Source organism: Hydrogenophaga intermedia (genome assembly GCF_023715105.1).
Lineage (GTDB): Bacteria > Pseudomonadota > Gammaproteobacteria > Burkholderiales > Burkholderiaceae_C > Hydrogenophaga > Hydrogenophaga intermedia_A.
In genome coordinates this window covers 15,876-36,277 of sequence record NZ_JAMBNO010000016.1, presented here as the reverse complement: position 1 = coordinate 36,277, position 20,402 = coordinate 15,876, and the positions used below count along the sequence as shown (strand labels likewise).

Here is a 20,402-nt window from a genome sequence, read left to right as displayed (position 1 = left end):
TGGGCGGGACGTTGTGGGGCGGTGCCGGGAAAAGGCGGGTGTTGACAGGTCAGTTCCGCCGCGCGGGGTGTTCGTTCAGACGCGCCAGATGCGCGGCGCAGGGGTGTTCAGGCCCCAGGCCAGGGCACGCAACCGGGCCCAGGCGCGCTGGAACACGGCCATCAACGGCTCCACCTGTGGCGCCAGCGCGCGCAGCACGATCAGCCGGGCATCGGGGCTGGTGGCGCCCGCCCACACCGTGGGGTCGGCGTCGGCCAGCACCTCGCGCGCGGCGTCGAGCAAGGCCTCGCGCGCGGCGAGTTCGCGCGCCGTTCCGCTGGCCAGCCACAGCGTACCCAGCGCGCGCTGGCCTGCCAGGCCCACCGGGCCGTCGAGCAATCGGGCGTCGTTGGCGTCGATGCGCGCGCGCTCGAGCCACACGCCGGGCCATTGCACCTGCTGATGCAGCACGCCGCGAGTGAAGGGCTCCCCCGCGGCGGGCAGGCCGAGCGCGCACACGTCCCAGCCCAGGCATTCGGCACCGGGTTCGATCTCCATGGTCAGCTCGTTGCGCGCCACGCAGTCGGGGTAGGCAATGGTTTCCAGCGGCAGCCATTCCAGGCGTGCCTCCGCCGCCAGTTCCAGCTGCACGCGCTGCGCGGCGTCGGCGCCGTCGCTGCGGTAGAAGCGCGTGGCACCGGGTGTGGAAAGCAGCCCGTGCGCGCCACCATCCACGCGCACCGAAATGTCCAGCGCATCGCCCCCCACCAGGCCGCCCGGTGGATGCACGATCACGTTGTGGCAGACCGCATCGCCCTCGGGGTACAGACTCTTGAGAATGCGAAGTGGCCCGCTGTGGCGATGCTGCAGCGTGGTACGCCCGTCGGCGCGTTGGTAGGTCAGGTCGAGGGAGGCGTGCCAGGGCATGCGGCGAGTGTAGAGGGGCGCCGGGCATGCCCCGGCGCGCTCAGGTCTTCCAGAAGCCCCGGTGGGCTTCGCTGGATTCGTCGATCAGCGCGGGGCCGACACATTCGATGTCGTGTGGTGAGGCGGCGAACACATCGCGGCACGAGAGTTCGGCGTCGCGCTGCTCGGCGCGTTCGCCGCGGAACTCGCGAAGGCGCACCGCGTCGATGCCGTAGACCACGCGGCCGATCGCGCTCCAGAAGATGGCACCCGCGCACATCACGCAAGGCTCGGCCGACGAATACAGCGTGGCGCGCGCGAGCACATCGCGTGCGAAGCGGTTGCCGAGCTGGCGCACCGCGTTGGTCTCGGCATGTCCCGTGCAGTCGCCGCTTTCGGTGGTGTTGCACCAGGCCTCGGCAAGCACGGCGCCGTCTTCGGCGATCACCACCGCCCCAAAGGGGCGGTTGCCGCGGTCGCGCGCCACCCGCGACCAGGCGATTGCCTGACGCAGGTAGCGGCCGTCGCGCTCGTCAATGACGACTTCATCGAGCAGCAGCGTGCTCATGCCCGCAGGCTTCTTTCGTTCAGCGAAGGCAGGAAACCCCGGTGGAAGATGCCTTCCACGCTTGGGCGCGTCTTGAGCTTGAAGACCTCGCTGACCTCGTCGACCTGCTGCTCCAGCGTGCGCTTGAGCACGTCGCCCAGGCCGTGGCTGCGCGTGTCGGGCGCGGCCACGTATTCGCGTGTGATGCGCCAGCGCTCCAGTTCCATCGCTTCGTTGAGGATGGGCTCGCGCGCCTTGGCGGCGGCCACGGCAGCGGCCGGGTCGGCAAAGGATTCCTGGATCGCGCGGTTGGTGGCGCGCAGGAAGCCAGCCACAGCCCCGGGGTTCTGCGTGATGAGCGCGTTGCCCGCGAGGATCGCGTTGCCGTAGAGGTTCACGCCGGCGTCGGTGTACTTGAGCACGGACAGCTCGTCGAGCTTCATGCGCGCGAACAGCGAGACGGCCGAATCGTGGAAGTAGGTGGCGGCGTCCACGTCACCGCGCACCATCACGTTGTCGCGCTGCGAGAAGTCGGTGGTCGTCCACTGGAAGAGGTCGTCGCCCACGCGCAGCTTGCGCGCCACCATGGGCCAGGCGCGGCGGGTTGACTCCACCGCAGCGGCTGCCACCTTCTTGCCCTGCAGGCTCTTGAAGTCGCCGGTGACGCCGCGGTCCTTGCGGCCGATGATGGCGAACGGTGCGCGGTTGTAGTACTGGTACACGGCCTGCACCGCAGGCGTCCCACCGTTGGCGGCCTGGAATTCGATCAACGAACTGATGTCGCCCAGGCCCATCTGGTAGGCACCGCTGACGATGCGCGTGATCGAGGCGACCGAGCCCGCACCGACGTCGATCGACACATCCAGGCCCTCGGCCGCGTAGTACCCGCGTTGCTGCGCGAGGAAGAATGGTGCGGTCTGGCCGGTGATGCGGAAGTCGAGTGTGAACTTGATGGGAACGGTCCGGCTCTGGGCCCGCACGGTGGGGGCGGCAAGGGCGGCGGTGGCGGCGAGCGACTGGACGAGGAAGCGGCGGCGCTGCATGGCAGATCTCCGGCAAGGCTGTGGGCATCCCGGTTGCGGGCGCAACCGGGGCTACAGAGCAATTTCCGGGCGGTGCGAGGGTGGCACCGCTGAACGCTTCTACTCCTGGGCGGTTTCATGCATGAGGCGTGCCAGCCTGCTTGCACCGCTGCGGTGCGATGCAGATGGTCCGTGTTTTGCTAAAGTTCAAGCAGAGAGTAGAAGCGTTCAGCGCGCCCCGAGGCCCCTCGCGCGGCGAGCAGGAAATTGCTCTTGAGCCCAACCGTTCAAGCCATTTCCCCTGGAGTGCTTCCATGCTCGTCACCCAACAAGCCGTCTTCCGCCGCCACTGGCACGCCGTCATGCCGCTGACGGACCTGCACGATGGCCCCAGGCCGTTCACGCTGCTGGGCGAAAACATCGTGCTCTTTCTCGACGAGCACGGCGAACCCGCCGCCTTGAAGGACCGGTGCTGCCACCGCACCGCCAGGCTCAGCAAGGGCTGGTGCAAGAACGGCAACCTGCAGTGCGGCTACCACGGCTGGGTCTACAACCGGCACGGCCGCGTGATCGAGATTCCCCAGTACGACGCCGATCGCGAGATTCCCAAGGATTACGGCACGCCGGTCTACCGATGTGAGGCGCGTTACGGCTACGCCTGGGTGGCGTTGGAGGAGCCCGAGGCCGACATCCCGGCGATGCCGGAGTTCGGTGCACCGGGCTGGCGCACCATCTTCCAGTTTCACGAGGTCTGGCACACCAGCCCGGTGCGTGCGCTGGAGAACTCGTTCGACAACTCGCACTTCAGCTTCGTGCACCGGGCCACCTTCGGCGTGGCGGCGCAGCCAAAGCCGAGCAAGTACGAACTGATCGAGAACGAACAGGGTTTTTACGCCGAGACGGTGATCGCCGCCGCCAACCCGGAACGCTTTCAGCGCATCAGCGGTGTGAAGGACGCGATCACCCAGCGCCACATGCGCAACGCCTACATGCAGCCGTTCTCGCGCCGGCTCGATATCGAGTACCCGAGCGGCGTGCGGCACGTGATCATCAACTGCTTCACGCCGATTGACGACGGTCGCATCCAGCTGTGCCAATGGCTGTTCCGCAACGACACGGAGGAAGATTGCCCGGCGCAGTTGCTGATCGACTTCGATGCCGAGATCACGCGCGAGGACAAGGAGATTCTCGAGTCGACCGACCCGGACGCGGTGGTGGACCTGCGGCGCCGCGGCGTGGAGTACTCGATGGACTCGGACCGGCCGGGCATCCTGATCCGGCGCCGGTTAATGGCGATGTTGGCTTCTTCAGGTGAGGTCGAGGTGCATCGCTGAGATCGCTTGCCTGCGGTGGCGTCAGCGGGTGGCCCAGAAGCCCTTGTGGGTTTCCACCATCTCGCCTTCCAGTGGCGGCACGGGGCCGATCACCTCGACACTTCTCTGCCCGCGCGCAAACACCTCGCGGCAGGGCAGCGACAGCGTGGGGTTTTCTTCGTGTGAGCCGGTGAGCGCGAGCAGCGCTTCTTCGCTCGCGCCGTACACCACCCGCCCGATGCCGGCCCAGTAGATGGTGCCGGCGCACATCGCACAGGGCTCGAAGGTGGTCACCAGCGTGCACTCGCGCAGGTAGGCGCCGGGGTAGGTACCGGCTGCGTGGCGGGCCAGCGTGGACTCGGCGTGGTTCACCGTGTCGATGTTGCCCTGCTCGGCCAGCACCGTCTCGCCATCGGGCGCCACCAGCAGCGCGCCGAAGGGATGACGTCCCATGCCGGCGGCACGGCGCGCCACGGCATTGGCGTGGCGCAGGTGCCGTGCGATCTGCTCCAGGGTCAACTCTGCGTCCCGCGATGAGCCCAGGCGGTGGTGTGCTTCTCCACGAAGCTGAACAGCTCGTACATCGCCATGGCCATCACGCCCACCACCAGCAGGCCGCTGAAGGCCAGACCCATCTGCATCGACGAACCGGCGGAGATCAGCAGGTAGCCGATGCCCTCGTTGGCCGCGGTCATCTCGGACACCGTGGTGCCCACGAAGGCCAGCGTGATGGCGACCTTGAGCGAGCCGAAGAAGTAGGGCATGGAGCGCGGCAGGCCGACCTTGGTGAGCACGTCCCAGCGCCGGGCGCCGAGCACGCGCAGCACGTCCTCCAGCTCGGGTTCGAGCGTGGCAAGCCCGGTGGCGATGTTCACCATGATCGGGAAGAAGCTGATCAGGAAGGCCGTGAGGATGGCCGGGCCGGCGCCGATGCCGAACCACACCACCAGGATGGGCACGAAGGCCGCCTTGGGCAACGCGTTGAAGGCCGTCATGAGCGGGTAGACCGCGGCATAGGCCAGACGCGAGCTGCCGATGAGAAAACCCAGCAGCACACCCACCACGATGGCAATGCCGAAGCCGGCCATGGTGACCCAGTAGGTGCGCCAGGCGTGGCCGAGGATGGTGACCTTGTGCTCCAGCGTCTGCTCCCAGATCCGCGAGGGGCTGGGGAAGATGAACTCGGACACACCGAACCCGCTGGTGATGACTTCCCAGATCACGACGATGGCGATCAACAGCAGCAGGGGCGAGAAGCGCTCGATGTTCTTGCGTCGTTTGGCGTTCATGACGGGCTCGCTCACTGGTTGATGGTTGCGCCGGGTTTGCGCAGCGCTCCGATGTGGCCGCGCAATTCGTGCACGACGTCGGTGAATTCCTTGGTGTAGGTCACGTCGAGTTCGCGCGTGCGCGGGATCGGAATCTCGCGCTTGACGACGAAGCGGCCCGGGCTTTTGCTCATGCAGTACACGGTGTCGGCCAGGAACACCGATTCGCGCAGGTCGTGCGTGACGAGGATGACGTTGAAGCGCTGCGCCTCCCACAGGTCGCGCAGCGTGCACCACAACTCCTCGCGCGTGAACGCGTCGAGCGCGCCGAAGGGCTCGTCGAGCAACAGCATCTTGGGCTCGTGAATGAGTGCGCGGCAGATGCTGGCCCGCTGCTGCATGCCGCCCGAGAGCTCCCACGGAAACTTCTTGCCCATGCCGCCCAGGCCCACGCTCTCGAGCAGCTTGAGCGCGCGTTCCTCGAACTCCTTGCGGCGGTCCTTGAACTGGTGACGGTAGGGCTCCACGATCTCCAGCGGCAGCAGCACGTTGTCGAGCGTGGTGCGCCAGGGCAGCAACGAGGGCGCCTGAAAGGCCATGCCCGAGATCTTGAGCGGGCCGGTCACGGGCTGGCCGTCGATGCGGATGCTGCCCATGCTGGGCATCTTCAGGCCCGTGGTGAGCTTCATGAAGGTGGACTTGCCGCAACCCGAGGGGCCGACGATGGCGATGAACTCGCCACGCTGCACCTGCAGGTTGATGTCTTCCACCGCGAAGATGTTCTTGGCGAGCAGGTCGTCGTTGTAGGCCAGCCAGACCTGGTCGAAGTCGACGAAGGGCGCCTGGGTTGTGTCGTTCATGGAGCTGCTCCCGAAAAAAAGGCCAGCCACCCGGTGGGGGCTGACCTCGGTCGATGCCGCGGCGATTACTTCTTGGCCGGCGGCAGGATGTCGAGCTCGGCCTTGCTGGGCAGCATGGAGCCGTTCCAGATCTTGGCCGGATCGACACGCGTCTTGGTGCCGTAGGCGTCCGACACCTGCGAGGCCATCAGCGCCAGGCGGCCCGGCACGATCTGACCGAAACCTTCCTTGCGCGCGTCGGGGCTGGCCACCACGGCGTCAATGGCGAGTTGGAGGCGGCGGGTTTCCAGCGGCACGTTGATGATGCCGTCGCGTGCTTTCACCGTCTCGATGGCGGCGGCCGGGTTGGCCATCACTTCCTTGGCGCCCTTGGCGAAGGCGCTCAGGAAGGCTTTCACCGCGGCCGGGTTCTCGGCGATCAGCTTGGGCGAGGCGATGATGACGTTGCCGTAGAGCTTCACGCCGTGGTCGGCGTAGGGGAGGATGACCACGTCCTCGGGCTTGACGCCGCGCGCCTCGAGGTTGAGCAGCGAGGTGAACGAGAAGCCGGTGATGGCGTCGATGTCGCCGCGCACCAGCATGGTCTCGCGCAGCGGCGGGTCCATCGAGGTCCAGCTCACGTTGTTGATGCCGTTGGCCTTCTGGAAGATCGGGAAGCCCTTGCGACCGGCGTCGAACACGGGCGCGCCGAGTTTCTTGCCTTCCAGGTCGGCGGGCTTGGTGATGCCGCTCTTCTTGAGCGCGAGCACCGCGGCCGGCGTGTTGTTGTAGCCCATCATCACCGCCACCGGCTTGTTCGGCGCGTCGGGGTTGTTGGCATGGAACTCCATCAGCGCGGCCAGATCGGCAAAGCCCATGTCGTAGGTACCCGATGCCACGCGCGTGACGGTGCCACCCGAGCCGTTGCCGGCGTCGATGGTCACGTCGAGCCCGGCCTGCTTGTAGTAGCCCTTGGCGGCGGACTGCAGGAACAGGGCGGCGGGGCCCTCGAAGCGCCAGTCGAGCTGGAACTTGATGGCGGTCTGGGCGTGCGCGGTGCCCATGAAGGCGGTGGCTGCGGCCAGGGCGGCGGTGGTCTGCAGGAATCGGCGTTTGTTCATGGTTTCTCCAAGGCTGGGCAAGGGGTCGTCGGCGGAACGTGCCGTCTGCGCGGCATGCACATGGATAGCAACATCGGTGCCAGAGGCGCGACGCGGTGTGCCCGTGGGCCGACAGTTGCACACGAAATCTGTATACACATTGTCGATTCGCGGGTCGCGGCGGTCATCCTGACATACCCTGAAAAGGGGCAATGATGCACCGACTGTGGGCGCGATTGTCCCTGTGTTGGTGCGCTAACGCTCCATGGCTTTGGCCATCGTCTTCCCCAGTTCGACACCCCATTGGTCGAAAGCGTTGATGCGCCAGATGGCCGCCTGGGTGAACACCTTGTGCTCGTGCAGCGCGATCAATGCGCCCAGGCGCTCGGGATCGAGCCGGTCGAGCCAGAGGATGTGGCTCGGGATGTTGCCGGGGAAGCTGCGGTGCGGTGCCATGGCACGCGCGGTGGCGGCGTCGGCGCCTTCGGCGAGCAGCAGCGCTTCGGTCTCGGCGGGGGTACGGCCGAGCGCCATGGCCTGTGCCTGTGCACGCAGGTTCAGGTTCACCACCGCGTGGTGCGTGGCCGCCAGGGGCAGCGGGGTGTCTTCGGTCTGCAGGCCGATGAAATCGACCGGGATGGCGTGGCGGCCCTGGTGCACCAGTTGGAAGTAGGCGTGCTGGCCGTCGATGCCCAGGCCACCCCAGACGATGGGGCCGGTTTCCACCGTGGCCTCGTGGCCGTCGATGTGTACGCCCTTGCCGTTGGATTCCATGTCCATCTGCTGCACGAACGGTACGAAGCGCACCAGCCGTGAGGCGTAGCTCACCATCAGTTGCGTGGGCCGTTGCAGGAAGCTGCGGTTCCAGATGCCGTGCAGCGCCAGGCGCACCGGCAGGTTCTCCGCCATCGGGGCGTGGCGGAAGTGCTCGTCCATGGCGCGGCCGCCAGCGAGCAGTTCGCGAAAGGCCGCCGAGCCGATGCCCAGCGCCAGCGGCAGCCCCAGCGCAGACCACAGCGAGTAGCGCCCGCCCACCCAGTCCCAGAACAGGAAGGTGCGTTGCGGGTCGTAGCCCATCCCGGCCGACTTCGCAGGCGAGGCGGTGATGGCGACCAGGTGCTGCGAAATCGCGTCGGCCGGCACGCCCTGGTCCGTGAGCCAGCGTTGCGCGCTTGCTGCGTTGGTCAGGGTTTCCTGGGTGGTGAAGGTTTTGCTCGAGACGACCACCAGCGTGCGCTTCGCGTCGAGTCCTCGCAGCACGCTCCACAGTGCCCATGCGTCGGGGTTGGAGACGTAGTGCACGCGCAGTGTGGGGCTGGCCAGGTGGGCCAGCGCATCGGCGGCCATGCGCGGGCCGAGGTCGGAGCCACCGATGCCGATGTTGACCACGTCGGTGAAAGCCTCGCCGCTGTGGCCGCGCACGATGCCGCCGCGCACCTCGTCGGCGAAGCGGCAGACGCGGTCGAGCTCGCGGTGCACCAGCGCCTGCACGTCGCTGCCCCAGGGGCCGCCGGCGGCGTCCCCGCGCAGGGCCACGTGCAGCACCGGGCGGCCTTCGGTGGTGTTGATCGGGTCGCCGCGGAACATGGCCTCGCGCTGGCCGGCCACGTCGCTCTGCGCGGCCAGCTCGAGCAGGGCGTGTTCGATCTCGGTACCGATGCCCTGGCGGCTGGCGTCGAGTGTGATGCCGCAGCTTGACCACGTGAGGCGCTGCGCGCGCTCGGGTTCGGCCAGCCGGTCGCGCAGCGAAACCTGTTCCTCGGCCGCCAGCGCGACCAGGTGCTGCCACGCGGGCAGGGTGACGGGGAGCGGGAAGGTCGTCTGTGTCGTCATGCGTTCATTGTCCCTGCGCCAGGGCCGTCGCCTCGCGCGCCAGCTTCGTGATGCGCGCCCAGTCGCCGTCGCGCAGTGCGTCGGCCGGCGTGAGCCAGGAGCCGCCGGCCATGGCCACGTTGGGCAGCGCCATGAAGTCGCGCAGGTTGTCGGGGCTCACACCACCGGTGGGGCAGAAGCTCACATCCGGGATCGGCGCGCCCAATGCCTTGAGCATGCCGATACCGCCCGCCTGTTGCGCCGGGAACAGCTTCATGAGCGTGAAGCCCTGGTCGCGCGCGTGCATCACCTCGCCGGGGGTCATCACGCCTGGGATGAAGGGCAGGCCGGTGGCGCGCATGGCGTCCACCAGCGCGTCGGTGCAGCCGGGGGAAAGCGCAAAGCGCGCGCCGGCGTCGATCACGCGCGGCACATCACTGGCGCGCGTGACGGTGCCCGCACCCAGGTGCATCTGCGGCACGGCTTTCGCCACGGCCTCGATGGCGTCGAGCGCCACGTCCGAGCGCAGCGTGATCTCCATGACGTCGATGCCGCCTTCGAGCAGCGCGTGCGCCAGCGGCACGGCCTGCTTCGCGTCGGTCAGCACGATCACGGGGACCACGCGCGAGGTGAAGCGGGGGCGTTGCAGGTGTTGGTCTTGCATGTTCTTCTGGGTTCGGGTGGGTTCAGGCGAGCAGCGGTGAGGCACCTTGTTCGGCGCCGCTCACGTGCGTGCGGAACAGACCGAAGAGTTCGCGGCCGGTGCCGTGCTGGTGGTGCGAAAGGTCCGGGTCGCGCACGGTGCGCGCGGCCAGCGTGGTCTCGTCCACGTCCACCTTGAGCAGGCCGCGCTCGGCGTCCAGCGTGATGATGTCGCCGTCCATCACGCGCGCCAGAGCGCCGCCGGCCAGTGCCTCGGGTGTGACGTGGATGGCCGCGGGCACCTTGCCCGAGGCACCGGACATGCGGCCGTCGGTGACCAGTGCCACCTTGAAGCCCTTGTCCTGCAGCACCGCCAGCGGTGGTGTGAGCTTGTGCAACTCGGGCATGCCGTTGGCGCGCGGGCCCTGGTAGCGCACCACGGCCACGAAGTCCTTCTCCAGCTCGCCGGCCTTGAACTTCGCGAGCAGTTCCTGCTGGTCGTGCACCACCACCGCAGGGGCCTTGACCACGCGGTGCTGCGGCTTCACGGCCGACACCTTGATGACGCTGCGGCCCAGGTTGCCGGTGAGCAGGCGCAGGCCGCCGTCGGCGCTGAAGGGGTCGCTCACCGGGCGCAGCACGTCGGTGTCGCCGCTCGCCGCCGGCACCGGGCGCCAGGCCAGGCGCTCGCCGTCGAGCCAGGGTTCGAGCGCATAGGCATCCAGGCCCGCGCCCATCACGGTGTGCACGTCCGCGTGCAGCAAGCCGGCCGCGCGCAGCTCCCGCATCAGAAAACCCAGCCCGCCCGCGGCGTGGAAGTGGTTCATGTCGGCGCTGCCGTTGGGGTACACCCGGGCCAGCAGCGGCACCACAGCCGAGAGTTCGGAGAAATCATCCCAGTCGATCACGATGCCCGCGGCGCGCGCCATGGCCACCAGGTGCAGCGTGTGGTTGGTGGAGCCGCCGGTGGCGAGCAAGCCCACGATGCCGTTGACGATCGTCTTCTCGTCCACGATGTGCGACATCGGCACGTAGGGCTGGCCGGTGCGCCCGCTGTTGGCCACGGCGCGCTCCACCGCGGCCTTGGTGAGCGCTTCGCGCAGCGGCGTGCCCGGGTTCACGAAGGAGCTGCCGGGCAGGTGCAGGCCCATGATCTCCATCAGCATCTGGTTGCTGTTGGCGGTGCCGTAGAAGGTGCAGGTACCAGGGCTGTGGTAGGCCCGCGCTTCCGATTCGAGCAGCGCCTCGCGCCCCACCAGGCCTTGCGCGTACTGCTGGCGCACCTTGGCTTTCTCGTCGTTCGACAGACCGGACGTCATGGGCCCGGCGGGCACGAACACGGTGGACAGGTGGCCGAACTGCAGTGCGCCCATGAACAGGCCGGGCACGATCTTGTCGCACACGCCGAGCATGAGCGCGGCGTCGAACACGTTGTGCGAGAGCGCCACCGCGGTGGCCAGTGCGATGGTGTCGCGCGAGAACAGCGAGAGCTCCATGCCGGCCTCGCCCTGGGTGATGCCGTCGCACATGGCCGGCACACCGCCGGCCACCTGCGCGCTGGCGCCGATCTGCTGCGCGTGCCAGCGGATCAGCGCGGGGTAGCCCTCGAACGGCTGGTGCGCCGAGAGCATGTCGTTGTAGGCGGTGACGATGCCGAGGTGCGGCGCGCGCTCGGCATGGATGCGCAACTTGTCTTCGTGCGGCAGCGCGGCCGTGGTGTGGGCCATGTTCGCGCAGCCCAGGCCGGCGCGCTGCGTGCCGTGCGTGCGCTGCGCGGCCATGTGGTCCAGGTAGGCGCGGCGGGTGGGTGCGCTGCGTTCGGTGATGCGCTGTGTGACGCGCTCGAGGATGGGGTTCAGGCTGTTCATGGTCATGGAATCAGGCGAGCCAGACGCGCACGGGCGTCTGGTGTTGGTGCAGGACGAGCGAGATGGGCAGGTCGTCGTCCTCGGACAGTCGCGCCTGCTGGTACACGCGCAGCTTGGCCGGGCCGATGAGAGGCAACACGAGCTCGCGCGTGGCCAGCAGCGCGGGCAGGGTGAGGGTCAGGCGCGGGTGGGGGGCGTTGAGCGGGCGCGTCCAGGCCACCGGGCCGCTGCCGCGCAATGCCTGCGCCAGGCCGGGTGCACCCGGGAACAACGAGGCGGTGTGGCCGTCCTCGCCCATGCCGAGCACGGCCAGGTCCCAGGGCCAGGGCTGGGTGGCCAGGCGCGCGTTGGCGGCCTCGGCCAGGTCTTGCAGCGCGGCATCGTCGAGCGCATCGGGCAGGCTGTCGAACCAGGGCACGAAGGTGGCCGCTGCCGCGGCGCCCTGCATCAGGTGGGTACGCACCAGCGCGGTGTTGCTGTCCAGGTGGTCGTGCGGCACGCAGCGCTCGTCCACCAGGGTGATGGTCACGCGCGACCAGGCCAGCGGCTGCGAGCGCAGCGCCTGGAACAGCGGCAGCGGCGACTTGCCGCCCGAGACGGCGAGCACCGCGTGGCCACGCGCCTCGATGGCGCCATGCAGGCGCAGGCCGATCCACGCAGCCAGCCGCTGCGCGAGTTCGACGGGTGTGTTGCAGATCTGTTCGGTCATGGCGGGGGCTTCGACAAGCTCAGCCCGAACGGGTGGTGTCAGGTTTCCTCGGACCAGGTGCTGTCCTCGCGCGCCATCAGCGCCGAGGAGGCTGCCGGGCCCCAGCTGCCGGCCGCGTAGGGCCGGGGTTTGTCGCCGAGTGACTTCCAGCCGTCGAGCACGGGCTCGGCCCATGCCCACGCGGCTTCCAGTTCATCCCGGCGCATGAAGTGGGTCAGCCTGCCCTTGATGACGTCGATCAGCAAGCGCTCGTAGGCCTCGGCGCGACGGCCGGTCATGGCCGATTGCAGGTCGAGGTCGAGCGAGACCGGGCGCAGCTTCATGCCGCTGCCGGGTTGCTTGGCCATCATCTGCAGTTGCACGTGTTCTTCGGGCTGCAGGCGGATCAGCAGACGATTGACAGACTGGCGAGGCGTGTCGGGGAACAGCGAGTAGGGCAGCGGCGCGAACTCGATGACGATCTCGCTGCGGCGCTCGGCCATGCGCTTGCCGGTGCGCAGGAAGAACGGCACGTTGGCCCAGCGCCAGTTGTTGATGTGCGCGCGCAGCGCGACGAAGGTTTCGGTCTCGCTGTTCGCGGGCACGTTCGCTTCCTGCAGGTAGCCCGCGGCGCGCTCGCCGTCCACGTTGCCGGCGGTGTACTGGCCGCGCACCGTGTCGCGCGCCACGTCGGCCACCGTCATGGGCCGCAGCGAGCGCAGCACCTTGAGCTTCTCGTCACGCACGGCGTCGGGGTCGAGCGAGACCGGGGGCTCCATGGCCACGATGCACAGCAGCTGCAGCAGGTGGTTCTGCACCATGTCGCGCAGTGCGCCGGTGCCGTCGTAGAAGCCGGCGCGGCTGCCCACGCCCACCGATTCGGCCACCGTGATCTGCACGCTCTTGATGCTCGGGCTGCGCCACAGCGGCTCGAAGATGGCGTTGCCGAAGCGCAGCACCATCAGGTTCTGCACCGTCTCCTTGCCCAGGTAGTGGTCGATGCGGAAGGTCTGCGATTCGCTGAAGTACCTGGCCACCTCATCGTTGATGGCGCGGGCTGAGGCGAGGTCGTGCCCGAGTGGCTTTTCCAGCACCACGCGCGACTTCGCATCCACCAGGCCCGCGCCGTGCAGGTGGGCGCAGATGGCGGTGAACAGGGTGGGCGCGGTGGCCAGGTAGTACACGCGGTCGGCGCCCGCACGCAGCGCGGCGGCCAGGCCGGCGTAGTCCTCGGCGCGCGTGGCGTCCAGGCTCACGTACACCAGGCGTTCGATGAAGCGGCCCCAGGCGCCGGCGTCCAGCTCGGCCGGGGCGATGAAGGCGCGCACCTTGTCGTCGACGAAGGCAGTGAAGGCGGCGCGGTCCCAGGCGTGGCGCCCCAGGGCCACGATGCGCGTGTCCTCGGGCAGTGTCTTGTGCAGGTGCGCCATGTAGAGGGCCGGCAGCAGCTTGCGCACCGAGAGATCGCCCGCGCCGCCGAAGATGACGAGGTCGAGCGTGGCTTGGGGTTCGGGGTTTGTCTCCATGGCGTCCGGCGTTACATGACCGTTCGATGGTAATGTAATTAAGTTACCAGCGGGTTACCTCTTGCGTACCCATGCGACCACCTGAGGCCGCGCGGGTTCCCTCAGTGGCTGGCCGTGGCGGCCTGCAGGCCGTTGGCGGTGAGGCGCAGCACGCGGTCAGCGCGCGCGGCTGCAGCGTCCGAATGGGTGACCAGCAGCAGCGCGCTGCCGTGCTCGCGCGTCTGCGCCTGCAACAGGTCCATCACGCGCGCGGCGGTGGCGGGGTCGAGATTGCCGGTGGGCTCGTCGGCCAGCACGATGGCGGGGCGGTGCACCAGCGCGCGTGCAATGGCCACGCGTTGCAACTGCCCGCCCGAGAGTTCGGCCGGCAGACGCTGCCCCAGGCCTTGCAGGCCCACGGCGTCGATCATGGCCTTCACGCGCGCGTCGTCGGGGCGGTTGAGCAGCAGCAAGGGCAAGCCCACGTTCTGCGCCACGTCCAGGTGGGGCAGCACGTGAAAGGCCTGGAACACGAAGCCCAGGTGGGCGCGCCGCCAATGCGCGCGTTGTGCCTCGTCGAGTGCGCCGAGATCGGTGCCGTCGTGCGTGATGCGGCCTTCGCTCCAGCGGTCGAGTGCGGCCAGGCAGTTGAGCAGGCTCGATTTGCCCACGCCGGATTCGCCCACGATGGCCACGAACTCACCGGGGGCGAGTTGCAGGTCGACGCCGCTGAACACGGGCGTGTCGCCGTAGCGTTTGGCCAGGCCTTCGACGACGAGTGTCATGCGGGCCTCCCAAGCCAGTTCTCGACCACGGCCATCACCTGGGCCAGCGCATCGGGCGCGTCGGCCGCCACCACGCGGCGCGCGGGCAGCGAGCGCAGCCAGGTGAGCTGGCGCTTGGCGAGCTGGCGCGTGGCGAAGATGCCGCGCTCGCGCAGTTCTGCCAGCGCGGCGGTATCGGGCACCGGGTGTTCGTCCAGCGTGGCCCAGGCCTGGCGGTAGCCCACGCAGCGCATCGACGGCAGGTCGGCATGCAGATCGCCACGCGCGCGCAGCTTGCGCACCTCGTCCAGCAGACCCTCACCGAGCATGGCGTCGAAACGGGCGGCGATGCGCGCGTGCAGCCAACCGCGATCCGCGGGTTCGAGCGAGAGCAGGTGTTCCTCGCGCAACGGGCTGTCGGGGTTGTGTTCGCGGCCCGAGTGAAAGCTGGAAAGCGGTCGGCCCGAGATGGCGTGTACCTCGAGTGCGCGCTGGATGCGCTGCGCGTCGTTGGGAAACAGGCGCGCGGCGGTGACCGGGTCCACGCGCTGCAGCTCGGCGTGCAGCGCAGGCCAGCCCTCGGTGCGCGCGCGCGCATCAAGCTGTGCACGCACCGCGGGGTCGGCCGCGGGCAAGTCGTCCAGGCCGCCGAGCAGGGCCTTGAAGTACAGCATGGTGCCGCCCACCAGCAGCGCGGTGCGCCCGCGCGCCGCGATCTCGCTCACCAGGCGTGTGGCGTCGCGCACGAAGTCGGCGGCGCTGTAGGCCTGCGCCGGGTCGCGGATATCGATCAGGTGGTGCGGCACCGCCGCGCGCTCGGCGGCGCTGGGCTTGGCGGTACCGATGTCCATGCCGCGGTACACCAGCGCAGAGTCGACGCTGATGATCTCCACCGGCCAGCGCGCGGCAATCGCCAGCGCTGCGGTGGTCTTTCCGCTGGCGGTGGGGCCGGCCAGCGCAATGCAGCGCTGCGCTGAAGCATGGGGTGTCATGTGGAGCCCAGGCGTTGCGGCGGCGCTTGCACATCGCCGTGACGGCGCACCAGCGTCCAGGCGATCACGGCAATCACCGTGCTCCAGAGCCAGATGCCGTCGGTGAGCGGGCGCACGGTGCCGGCACCCAGCGCCGGTTCGGCCAGCGCCAGGCCGAGCCAGCCGCCGATGCCGAAGGCCACCACCATCATCACGAAACCGGCCAGCGCCGAGGCCGCGCCCGCGGCCTGCGGGAAGGGGCTGACCGCGCCGCTCTGGCCGCAGGGCTGGTGCACGCCGTGACCCATCATGTAAAGGTAGAACGGCAGCATCACCGACCACAGGTTCTGCACGCCCAGCAGCGGCAGCACACCCATGAGCGTGCCACCCACCAGCGTCACCCCGGCCGCCATGCCCACGGTGCGGCGCACGCCCAGGTGCAGCAGCAGGCGGCGGCAGATGAAGGTGCCCACGATGTAGCTCAGCGACATGGTGAACATCACCAGGCCGTACTGCGTCTTGCTCAAGCCGAGCACGCCGATCAGCACGAACGACGACGAGGCCAGGTAGGTGAACAGGCCCGCGTAGGTGGCGGTGGCCAGCAGGGCCCAGGCCCAGAATGTGGGATGCCGTGCAATGGCCACCCAGTTGTGCAGCAGCGCGGCCGGTTGCAGCGCGCGCGGGTTGCGTTCCGGCAGGGTTTCGTCGAAGCGCCACACCAGCACCACCAGCGTGACGGCGGCGAACACGGCGAGCGAGAGCAGCGCGATGCGCCAGCCGAACAGGTCCGACAACAAGCCACCGACCGGTGCCGACAGGCACGCGATGATCCCCAGGCCGGTGAGGCCCTTGCTCATCATGCTGGCGCCCTCGGTGGGTGCGTACAGGTCGCGCACCACGGCGCGCGCACACATCACGGCCGAGCCCATGGCCACGCCCTGCAGCGTGCGCCACACGATGAGCGATTCCATCGACCCCGCGAAGGCTCCACCGATGGCGGCCACCACGAACAGCGCCATGCCCCAGATCAGGATCGGCCGGCGGCCAAAGCGGTCGGACAACGGGCCCCAGGCCAGTTGTGAGACGCCAAAGGCCAGCAGCAGCGAGGTAAGGGTGAGTTGCGCCTGCGCCATCGAGGCGCCGAAACCCTGGGTGATGGCGGGCAGTGCGGGCAGGTACAGGTCGGTGGTGACGGGTTGCATGCCCAGCAGCAGCGTGAGCACCAGCACCACCAGGGCCGACGACATGGCGGGGGGAGAAGCGGACATCCGTTCGAGGGTAGCAGAAGCGATCAGAAGCGATCGCATAATCAATCCGCAGCCCAAACAAGGGCCTTGGAGTCATACGAACCTTGTCACGCCTGACTGCTTACCAATCCCAATGCGTCGCTGGACCGCTGTCGCGCCCCATGGGCGCCGACCCTGCCGATTTGCTGGCTCGCGCGCTTGTGGATGCACACGTCAACCTGAACCCACCTCAGGTTGACGCGGCAGCGCAAGACGGCCTGTTTGGCGGGGACGGAGCCTGACGTGACCAAACCCAGGATCATCATCATTGCCGGCCCCAATGGGGCGGGCAAGACCACCTTTGCCCGGGAGTTCCTGCCGCAAGAGGCTGGGTGTCCGGTGTTCGTGAATGCTGACCTGATCGCGGCAGGACTATCGCCTTTTGAACCCGAGCGTGCGGCCATTCAGCCGGACGCCTGACGCTGGAGGCCATCGCTCAACATGTCGAACGCCGGGAGAGCTTCGCGTTCGAAACAACCTTGTCAGGTCGAGCGTACGCGCGGCAGATTCCGCACTGGCGAGCGCTCGGCTACCGGGTGGAGCTGTTCTTTTTGAGCCTGCCTTCGGCGGACATGGCCGTACAACGTGTGGCCGAGCGGGTGCGACAGGGCGGACACAACATTCCGGAGAACACCATCCGCCGCCGCTATGAAGCCGGGCAACGTCTGTTGACCGAGGTCTATCAACCGCTGGTGGATCAATGGGTTCTGTACGACAACGCGGGCGACGAGCCCGTCTTGATGGACTGGAGTGAAAAACCATGACCACGCCCAAAAAAGTGAACGAACCGGCGGCTGACTACCGCGTGCTGCCTGCAAGCGCCAACGCCGATATCAAAGGCTCCTTGCTTGCCATGCGTCGGGCTGCGCAGCGGGCGCGCCTGGTGGCGCAACAGACGGGTACCGACCTGATCGTGGTGCGGGCTGGGCAAGTGGTGCGTGTGCAACCCCAGAAGAAAGACTCTGCATGAGCCAGCGCGACGTCAACGCCGTCGCGCCTCAGCGCGCGACGACGCGGATGGAGTCGTCCAGCCCGAACAGCGCATCCAGCGCCTCACGGTACTGACTCTGGCCGATCGAGTTGGTGTTGTGGTGCGAGCCGCCTTCCACCAGCACGAACTGCTTGGGCCCCTTGGCGGCTTCGTACAGGCGGCGCCCGAGGTCGGGGCGGATCAGCCGGTCCTCACTGCCATGCACCACCAGCAGCGGCGAGCCGATGTCGGCCACGCGCTTGCGCGCTTCGAAGCGTTGCGTGATCAACGGCGAGATGGGCAGCCAGCCCCACTTGAACGTGCGCACCACGTCGGGAATGGAGGTGAACGTGCCTTCGACCAGCGTGCCGCGCTCGTCGGCGACGTCGGCCGCGAGGTTGATGGCGATGGCGCCGCCCAGCGAGTGGCCGAAGATGTAGCGTGGCCTGTCGGGGTACTTCTGCGCCAGCCATTCCCAGGCCGCGCGCGCGTCCTCGGTGGCCAGTGTTTCGGAGGGCAGATCGTTGGTGCTCTTGCCGAAGCCGCGGTAGTCGATGCCCAGCACCGAGAAACCCAGCTCCTGCATGCGCCGCATGCGAAACGCCGAGCCGGTGACGTTCCAGCGCGCGCCATGCAGGTAGAGCAGCACCGGGGCGTCGGCGCGCTGGGTGAAGTTCTCGTGCGGCGCCCACAGGCCGTGCAGCCGCACGGGCTCGCCGGTCTCCCGGGATGTGAAATCGATCCACACGTCGTCCATGGATTCGGCGGCGTAGGTGCCGCCGCTCCAGCTGCGGTCGGACGGCTGGAAGATCCACACCCGCTGCTTCTCGTCCAGCGTGGCGCAGCCGGCCAGCAGGGCCAGGGCGGCGAAGAGGGCAACGATCAGGCGCGTCATGTCCCGAAAATGATGCAAGCAACGCGCCAGAAGTTCACGGCAACCCACGAAAGCCCCCCAACGCCGGCGTGCGTTGCCCGGGGACACCATGGAACCGGCTTTGCCGGGCCATCGGTGTCGCCCCCCTTGAGGGAGTCGCGCGGAGCGCGGCGGGGGTGTTACCTACCCCGCAGGAAGAGCGCGTCCAGCTCGCGCAGGCCCAGCTGGCGCCACGTGGGGCGGCCGTGGTTGCACTGGTCGCTGCGTTCGGTCACTTCCATCTGGCGCAGCAGGGCGTTCATCTCGTCGATGGTGAGGCGGCGGTTGGCGCGCACCGCGCCGTGGCAGGCCATGGTGGCCAGCAGCTCGTGCTCGGCGCGCTGCAGCACCTGCGTGGCCTCGTGCTGGGCCAGTTCGCCCAGCACGCTGCGCGCCAGGGCCACCGGGTCGCCCTGCGCCAGGGTGGTGGGCACGGCGCGCACCGCCAGGGTGCGCGGCGACAAGGGTGTCACTTCCAGCCCCAGCGCGGCCAGCGTGGCGGCGGCGGTCTCGGCGGTGGCCACTTCTTCGGGCGTGGCGCTGAAGGTGGCGGGAATGAGCAGCGGCTGGCTTTGCACCGCGCGCGCGTCGAGCTGGCGCTTCAGGCGTTCGTAGACGATGCGCTCGTGCGCAGCGTGCATGTCCACCACCACCAGGCCGTGCGCGTTTTCGGCCAGCACGTAGATGCCCTGGAGCTGCGCGATGGCGCGGCCGAGCGGCCAGTCGCCTTCGGGCAGCGGGGCAGGGGCGGCCACGGCGGGCCGTTCGGCAGCCACCGCATCGGCCGCCACCCCGGGCGCCGGGTCCCACAGCGCCGACTCATCGCTCACGCGCTGGCCGATCTCGGGCTCTCGTGGCACGAAGCCGAACCCCACCTGCCGCGCGGGCGGCGCCCAGGCGGGCTCGGGCGCAACGGCAGCCGGCGCGGCCAACTGCCCCGCGCGCGGCACCGCCAGCGCGCCCTGCACCGCCTGCTGCACCGCGTGGTGTACCTCGCGGCTGTCGCGAAACCGCACCTCGATCTTGGTCGGGTGCACGTTCACGTCCACCCGCGCCGGGTCGATGTCGATGAACAGCGCGTACACCGGCTGGCGCTGGCCGTGCAGCACGTCTTCATAGGCGGCGCGCGCGGCGTGGCCGATGACCTTGTCGCGCACGAAGCGGCCGTTCACGTAGGCGAACTGCTGGTCGGCGCGCGAGCGCGCGGCGTCGGGCACGCCGGCAAAGCCCCACACGCGCAGGCCGCGCGCCATCGAACCGTCGGCCGGCCACTGCAGCGGCAGGGCCTCGGTGATGAAGTCCTCGCCCAGCACATCGGCCAGGCGCGTGCGCGTGGCCTCGATGCCGTCGAACAGCGCGGCGCGCCACTGGGCCACCAGCTTGCCCTCGTGCCAGATGGCAAAGCCCACGCCGGGCCGTGCCAGCGCGTGGCGGCGCACGGCCTCGATGCAGTGCGCCAGCTCGGTGCTGTCAGTCTTTAGGAACTTGCGCCGCGCGGGCGTGGCGTAGAACAGCTCGCGCACCTCCACCGTGGTGCCGCGCTGGCGCGCGCCGGGCGAGAGTTCACCACTGCGTGCTTCCAGCAGCCAGGCGTGGGGCGCGTCGTCGGTGCGCGAGAGCAGCGATACCTCGGCCACCGAGGCGATGGCCGCGAGCGCTTCGCCGCGAAAACCCATGGTGCTCACCGCCTCCAGCTCGGCCAGGTTGCCGATCTTGCTGGTGGCGTGGCGCTTGAGCGCTTGCGCGAGTTCACCTTGCGGAATGCCGATGCCGTCGTCTTCCACCGCGATCAGGCGCACGCCGCCGCCCGACAGACGCACAGTGACCTGGGTGGCGCCGGCGTCCAGCGCGTTGTCCACCAGCTCGCGCACCACCGAGGCGGGGCGTTCCACGACTTCGCCGGCCGCGATCTGGCTGATCAGCTCGTCGGGCAGTTCGCGGATCGGGCGGCGCGTGGGCAGGTCGGTCATGCGCGGGATTGTAGGAACCGGCAGGGATAATCCGCCGCC

Annotated in this window: 21 protein-coding genes; 4 read left to right on the top strand and 17 right to left on the bottom strand. The window is 68.8% G+C overall.

Annotated features, from left to right (window positions below; genetic code table 11):
• Nucleotides 1-75 precede the first annotated feature (75 nt).
• From M3149_RS15695 to M3149_RS15685, 3 genes are read right to left on the bottom strand one after another with little or no spacing between them, the layout of a single operon-like run.
• On the bottom strand, nt 76-906 hold the full coding sequence (locus M3149_RS15695; RefSeq protein ID WP_251710485.1) for an urease accessory protein UreD: 831 nt from the start codon (nt 904-906) through the stop codon (nt 76-78).
• Between the two features lie 40 nt (nt 907-946).
• Nucleotides 947-1,453: a nucleoside deaminase gene (locus tag M3149_RS15690; RefSeq protein WP_251710484.1), complete on the bottom strand. Its 507-nt coding sequence runs from the start codon at nt 1,451-1,453 to the stop codon at nt 947-949.
• A complete protein-coding gene (locus M3149_RS15685) occupies nt 1,450-2,475 on the bottom strand; it encodes an ABC transporter substrate-binding protein (RefSeq protein WP_251710483.1) in 1,026 nt (341 codons plus the stop codon). Before M3149_RS15685 ends, M3149_RS15690 begins: the two co-directional genes overlap by 4 nt.
• Nucleotides 2,476-2,768: 293 nt before the next feature.
• On the opposite strand from M3149_RS15685, the gene M3149_RS15680 reads away from it, so the two are divergent.
• Nucleotides 2,769-3,788, top strand: a complete 1,020-nt coding sequence (locus M3149_RS15680) for an aromatic ring-hydroxylating dioxygenase subunit alpha (protein WP_251710482.1) — start codon at nt 2,769-2,771, stop codon at nt 3,786-3,788.
• 21 nt (nt 3,789-3,809) lie between these two features.
• Here M3149_RS15680 and M3149_RS15675 read toward each other — a convergent pair whose 3' ends face one another.
• The 12 genes from M3149_RS15675 to M3149_RS15620 form a co-directional block, all read right to left on the bottom strand.
• Entirely contained in the window at nt 3,810-4,286 is a 477-nt protein-coding gene (locus M3149_RS15675) for a nucleoside deaminase (protein WP_251710481.1), read from the bottom strand.
• On the bottom strand, nt 4,283-5,056 hold the full coding sequence (locus tag M3149_RS15670) for an ABC transporter permease (protein WP_251710480.1): 774 nt from the start codon (nt 5,054-5,056) through the stop codon (nt 4,283-4,285). The genes M3149_RS15675 and M3149_RS15670 overlap by 4 nt, the downstream gene beginning before the upstream one ends.
• Before the next feature lie 11 nt (nt 5,057-5,067).
• On the bottom strand, nt 5,068-5,895 hold the full coding sequence (locus tag M3149_RS15665) for an ABC transporter ATP-binding protein (protein WP_251710479.1): 828 nt from the start codon (nt 5,893-5,895) through the stop codon (nt 5,068-5,070).
• A 65-nt stretch (nt 5,896-5,960) separates the two neighbouring features.
• Nucleotides 5,961-6,995, bottom strand: coding sequence for an ABC transporter substrate-binding protein (locus M3149_RS15660; RefSeq protein ID WP_251710478.1), 1,035 nt, complete (start codon nt 6,993-6,995; stop codon nt 5,961-5,963).
• Nucleotides 6,996-7,229: 234 nt separating this feature from the next.
• Nucleotides 7,230-8,807 (bottom strand): glucose-6-phosphate isomerase, encoded by a 1,578-nt coding sequence (gene pgi, locus M3149_RS15655; protein ID WP_251710477.1) that lies wholly within the window; start codon nt 8,805-8,807, stop codon nt 7,230-7,232.
• A gap of 4 nt (nt 8,808-8,811) precedes the next feature.
• The gene (eda, locus tag M3149_RS15650; protein ID WP_251710476.1) at nt 8,812-9,450 is read right to left on the bottom strand and encodes a bifunctional 4-hydroxy-2-oxoglutarate aldolase/2-dehydro-3-deoxy-phosphogluconate aldolase; all 639 of its coding nucleotides are present in this window, start codon (nt 9,448-9,450) and stop codon (nt 8,812-8,814) included.
• Nucleotides 9,451-9,472: 22 nt separating this feature from the next.
• Complete coding sequence (gene edd, locus M3149_RS15645) at nt 9,473-11,296, bottom strand: phosphogluconate dehydratase (protein ID WP_251710475.1); 1,824 nt, start codon at nt 11,294-11,296, stop codon at nt 9,473-9,475.
• Nucleotides 11,297-11,306: 10 nt separating this feature from the next.
• Nucleotides 11,307-12,005 carry a 6-phosphogluconolactonase gene (gene pgl / locus M3149_RS15640; RefSeq protein ID WP_251710474.1) on the bottom strand — a complete coding sequence of 233 codons (699 nt, stop codon included), beginning with the start codon at nt 12,003-12,005 and terminating at the stop codon, nt 11,307-11,309.
• Nucleotides 12,006-12,043: 38 nt separating this feature from the next.
• A complete protein-coding gene (gene zwf, locus M3149_RS15635) occupies nt 12,044-13,510 on the bottom strand; it encodes a glucose-6-phosphate dehydrogenase (RefSeq protein WP_251710473.1) in 1,467 nt (488 codons plus the stop codon).
• A 101-nt stretch (nt 13,511-13,611) separates the two neighbouring features.
• Entirely contained in the window at nt 13,612-14,274 is a 663-nt protein-coding gene (locus tag M3149_RS15630) for an ABC transporter ATP-binding protein (RefSeq protein WP_251710472.1), read from the bottom strand.
• Complete coding sequence (miaA, locus tag M3149_RS15625) at nt 14,271-15,245, bottom strand: tRNA (adenosine(37)-N6)-dimethylallyltransferase MiaA (protein ID WP_251710471.1); 975 nt, start codon at nt 15,243-15,245, stop codon at nt 14,271-14,273. Before miaA ends, M3149_RS15630 begins: the two co-directional genes overlap by 4 nt.
• Nucleotides 15,242-16,492 (bottom strand): multidrug effflux MFS transporter, encoded by a 1,251-nt coding sequence (locus M3149_RS15620; RefSeq protein ID WP_251710470.1) that lies wholly within the window; start codon nt 16,490-16,492, stop codon nt 15,242-15,244. The genes miaA and M3149_RS15620 overlap by 4 nt, the downstream gene beginning before the upstream one ends.
• Before the next feature lie 261 nt (nt 16,493-16,753).
• On the opposite strand from M3149_RS15620, the gene M3149_RS23205 reads away from it, so the two are divergent.
• Genes M3149_RS23205 through M3149_RS15610 form a run of 3 tightly spaced genes read left to right on the top strand, consistent with a single transcriptional unit; the run spans nt 16,754 to nt 17,480 of the window.
• Complete coding sequence (locus M3149_RS23205; RefSeq protein ID WP_353056818.1) at nt 16,754-16,930, top strand: hypothetical protein; 177 nt, start codon at nt 16,754-16,756, stop codon at nt 16,928-16,930.
• Nucleotides 16,927-17,274: a zeta toxin family protein gene (locus tag M3149_RS23200; protein WP_353056819.1), complete on the top strand. Its 348-nt coding sequence runs from the start codon at nt 16,927-16,929 to the stop codon at nt 17,272-17,274. The genes M3149_RS23205 and M3149_RS23200 overlap by 4 nt, the downstream gene beginning before the upstream one ends.
• A complete protein-coding gene (locus tag M3149_RS15610; RefSeq protein ID WP_251710469.1) occupies nt 17,271-17,480 on the top strand; it encodes a hypothetical protein in 210 nt (69 codons plus the stop codon). Before M3149_RS23200 ends, M3149_RS15610 begins: the two co-directional genes overlap by 4 nt.
• A gap of 28 nt (nt 17,481-17,508) precedes the next feature.
• Here M3149_RS15610 and M3149_RS15605 read toward each other — a convergent pair whose 3' ends face one another.
• Nucleotides 17,509-18,375, bottom strand: coding sequence for an alpha/beta hydrolase (locus tag M3149_RS15605; RefSeq protein ID WP_251710468.1), 867 nt, complete (start codon nt 18,373-18,375; stop codon nt 17,509-17,511).
• 158 nt (nt 18,376-18,533) lie between these two features.
• Nucleotides 18,534-20,363: a DNA mismatch repair endonuclease MutL gene (gene mutL / locus M3149_RS15600; protein ID WP_251710467.1), complete on the bottom strand. Its 1,830-nt coding sequence runs from the start codon at nt 20,361-20,363 to the stop codon at nt 18,534-18,536.
• Between the last annotated feature and the right edge of the window lie 39 nt (nt 20,364-20,402).

Excerpts from the sequence above, each read along its gene's own strand:
- M3149_RS15660 (WP_251710478.1), bottom strand. The coding sequence starts at position 6,995 with ATGAACAAACGCCGATTCCTGCAGACCACCGCCGCCCTGGCCGCAGCC.
- M3149_RS15610 (WP_251710469.1), top strand. The coding sequence starts at position 17,271 with ATGACCACGCCCAAAAAAGTGAACGAACCGGCGGCTGACTACCGCGTG.
- mutL (WP_251710467.1), bottom strand. The coding sequence starts at position 20,363 with ATGACCGACCTGCCCACGCGCCGCCCGATCCGCGAACTGCCCGACGAG.
- eda (WP_251710476.1), bottom strand. The coding sequence starts at position 9,450 with ATGCAAGACCAACACCTGCAACGCCCCCGCTTCACCTCGCGCGTGGTC.
- edd (WP_251710475.1), bottom strand. The coding sequence starts at position 11,296 with ATGAACAGCCTGAACCCCATCCTCGAGCGCGTCACACAGCGCATCACC.
- zwf (WP_251710473.1), bottom strand. The coding sequence starts at position 13,510 with ATGGAGACAAACCCCGAACCCCAAGCCACGCTCGACCTCGTCATCTTC.
- pgl (WP_251710474.1), bottom strand. The coding sequence starts at position 12,005 with ATGACCGAACAGATCTGCAACACACCCGTCGAACTCGCGCAGCGGCTG.
- M3149_RS15665 (WP_251710479.1), bottom strand. The coding sequence starts at position 5,895 with ATGAACGACACAACCCAGGCGCCCTTCGTCGACTTCGACCAGGTCTGG.
- pgi (WP_251710477.1), bottom strand. The coding sequence starts at position 8,807 with ATGACGACACAGACGACCTTCCCGCTCCCCGTCACCCTGCCCGCGTGG.
- M3149_RS15630 (WP_251710472.1), bottom strand. The coding sequence starts at position 14,274 with ATGACACTCGTCGTCGAAGGCCTGGCCAAACGCTACGGCGACACGCCC.
- M3149_RS15670 (WP_251710480.1), bottom strand. The coding sequence starts at position 5,056 with ATGAACGCCAAACGACGCAAGAACATCGAGCGCTTCTCGCCCCTGCTG.
- miaA (WP_251710471.1), bottom strand. The coding sequence starts at position 15,245 with ATGACACCCCATGCTTCAGCGCAGCGCTGCATTGCGCTGGCCGGCCCC.
- M3149_RS15685 (WP_251710483.1), bottom strand. The coding sequence starts at position 2,475 with ATGCAGCGCCGCCGCTTCCTCGTCCAGTCGCTCGCCGCCACCGCCGCC.
- M3149_RS15605 (WP_251710468.1), bottom strand. The coding sequence starts at position 18,375 with ATGACGCGCCTGATCGTTGCCCTCTTCGCCGCCCTGGCCCTGCTGGCC.
- M3149_RS15680 (WP_251710482.1), top strand. The coding sequence starts at position 2,769 with ATGCTCGTCACCCAACAAGCCGTCTTCCGCCGCCACTGGCACGCCGTC.
- M3149_RS15695 (WP_251710485.1), bottom strand. The coding sequence starts at position 906 with ATGCCCTGGCACGCCTCCCTCGACCTGACCTACCAACGCGCCGACGGG.
- M3149_RS15620 (WP_251710470.1), bottom strand. The coding sequence starts at position 16,492 with ATGTCCGCTTCTCCCCCCGCCATGTCGTCGGCCCTGGTGGTGCTGGTG.
- M3149_RS15690 (WP_251710484.1), bottom strand. The coding sequence starts at position 1,453 with ATGAGCACGCTGCTGCTCGATGAAGTCGTCATTGACGAGCGCGACGGC.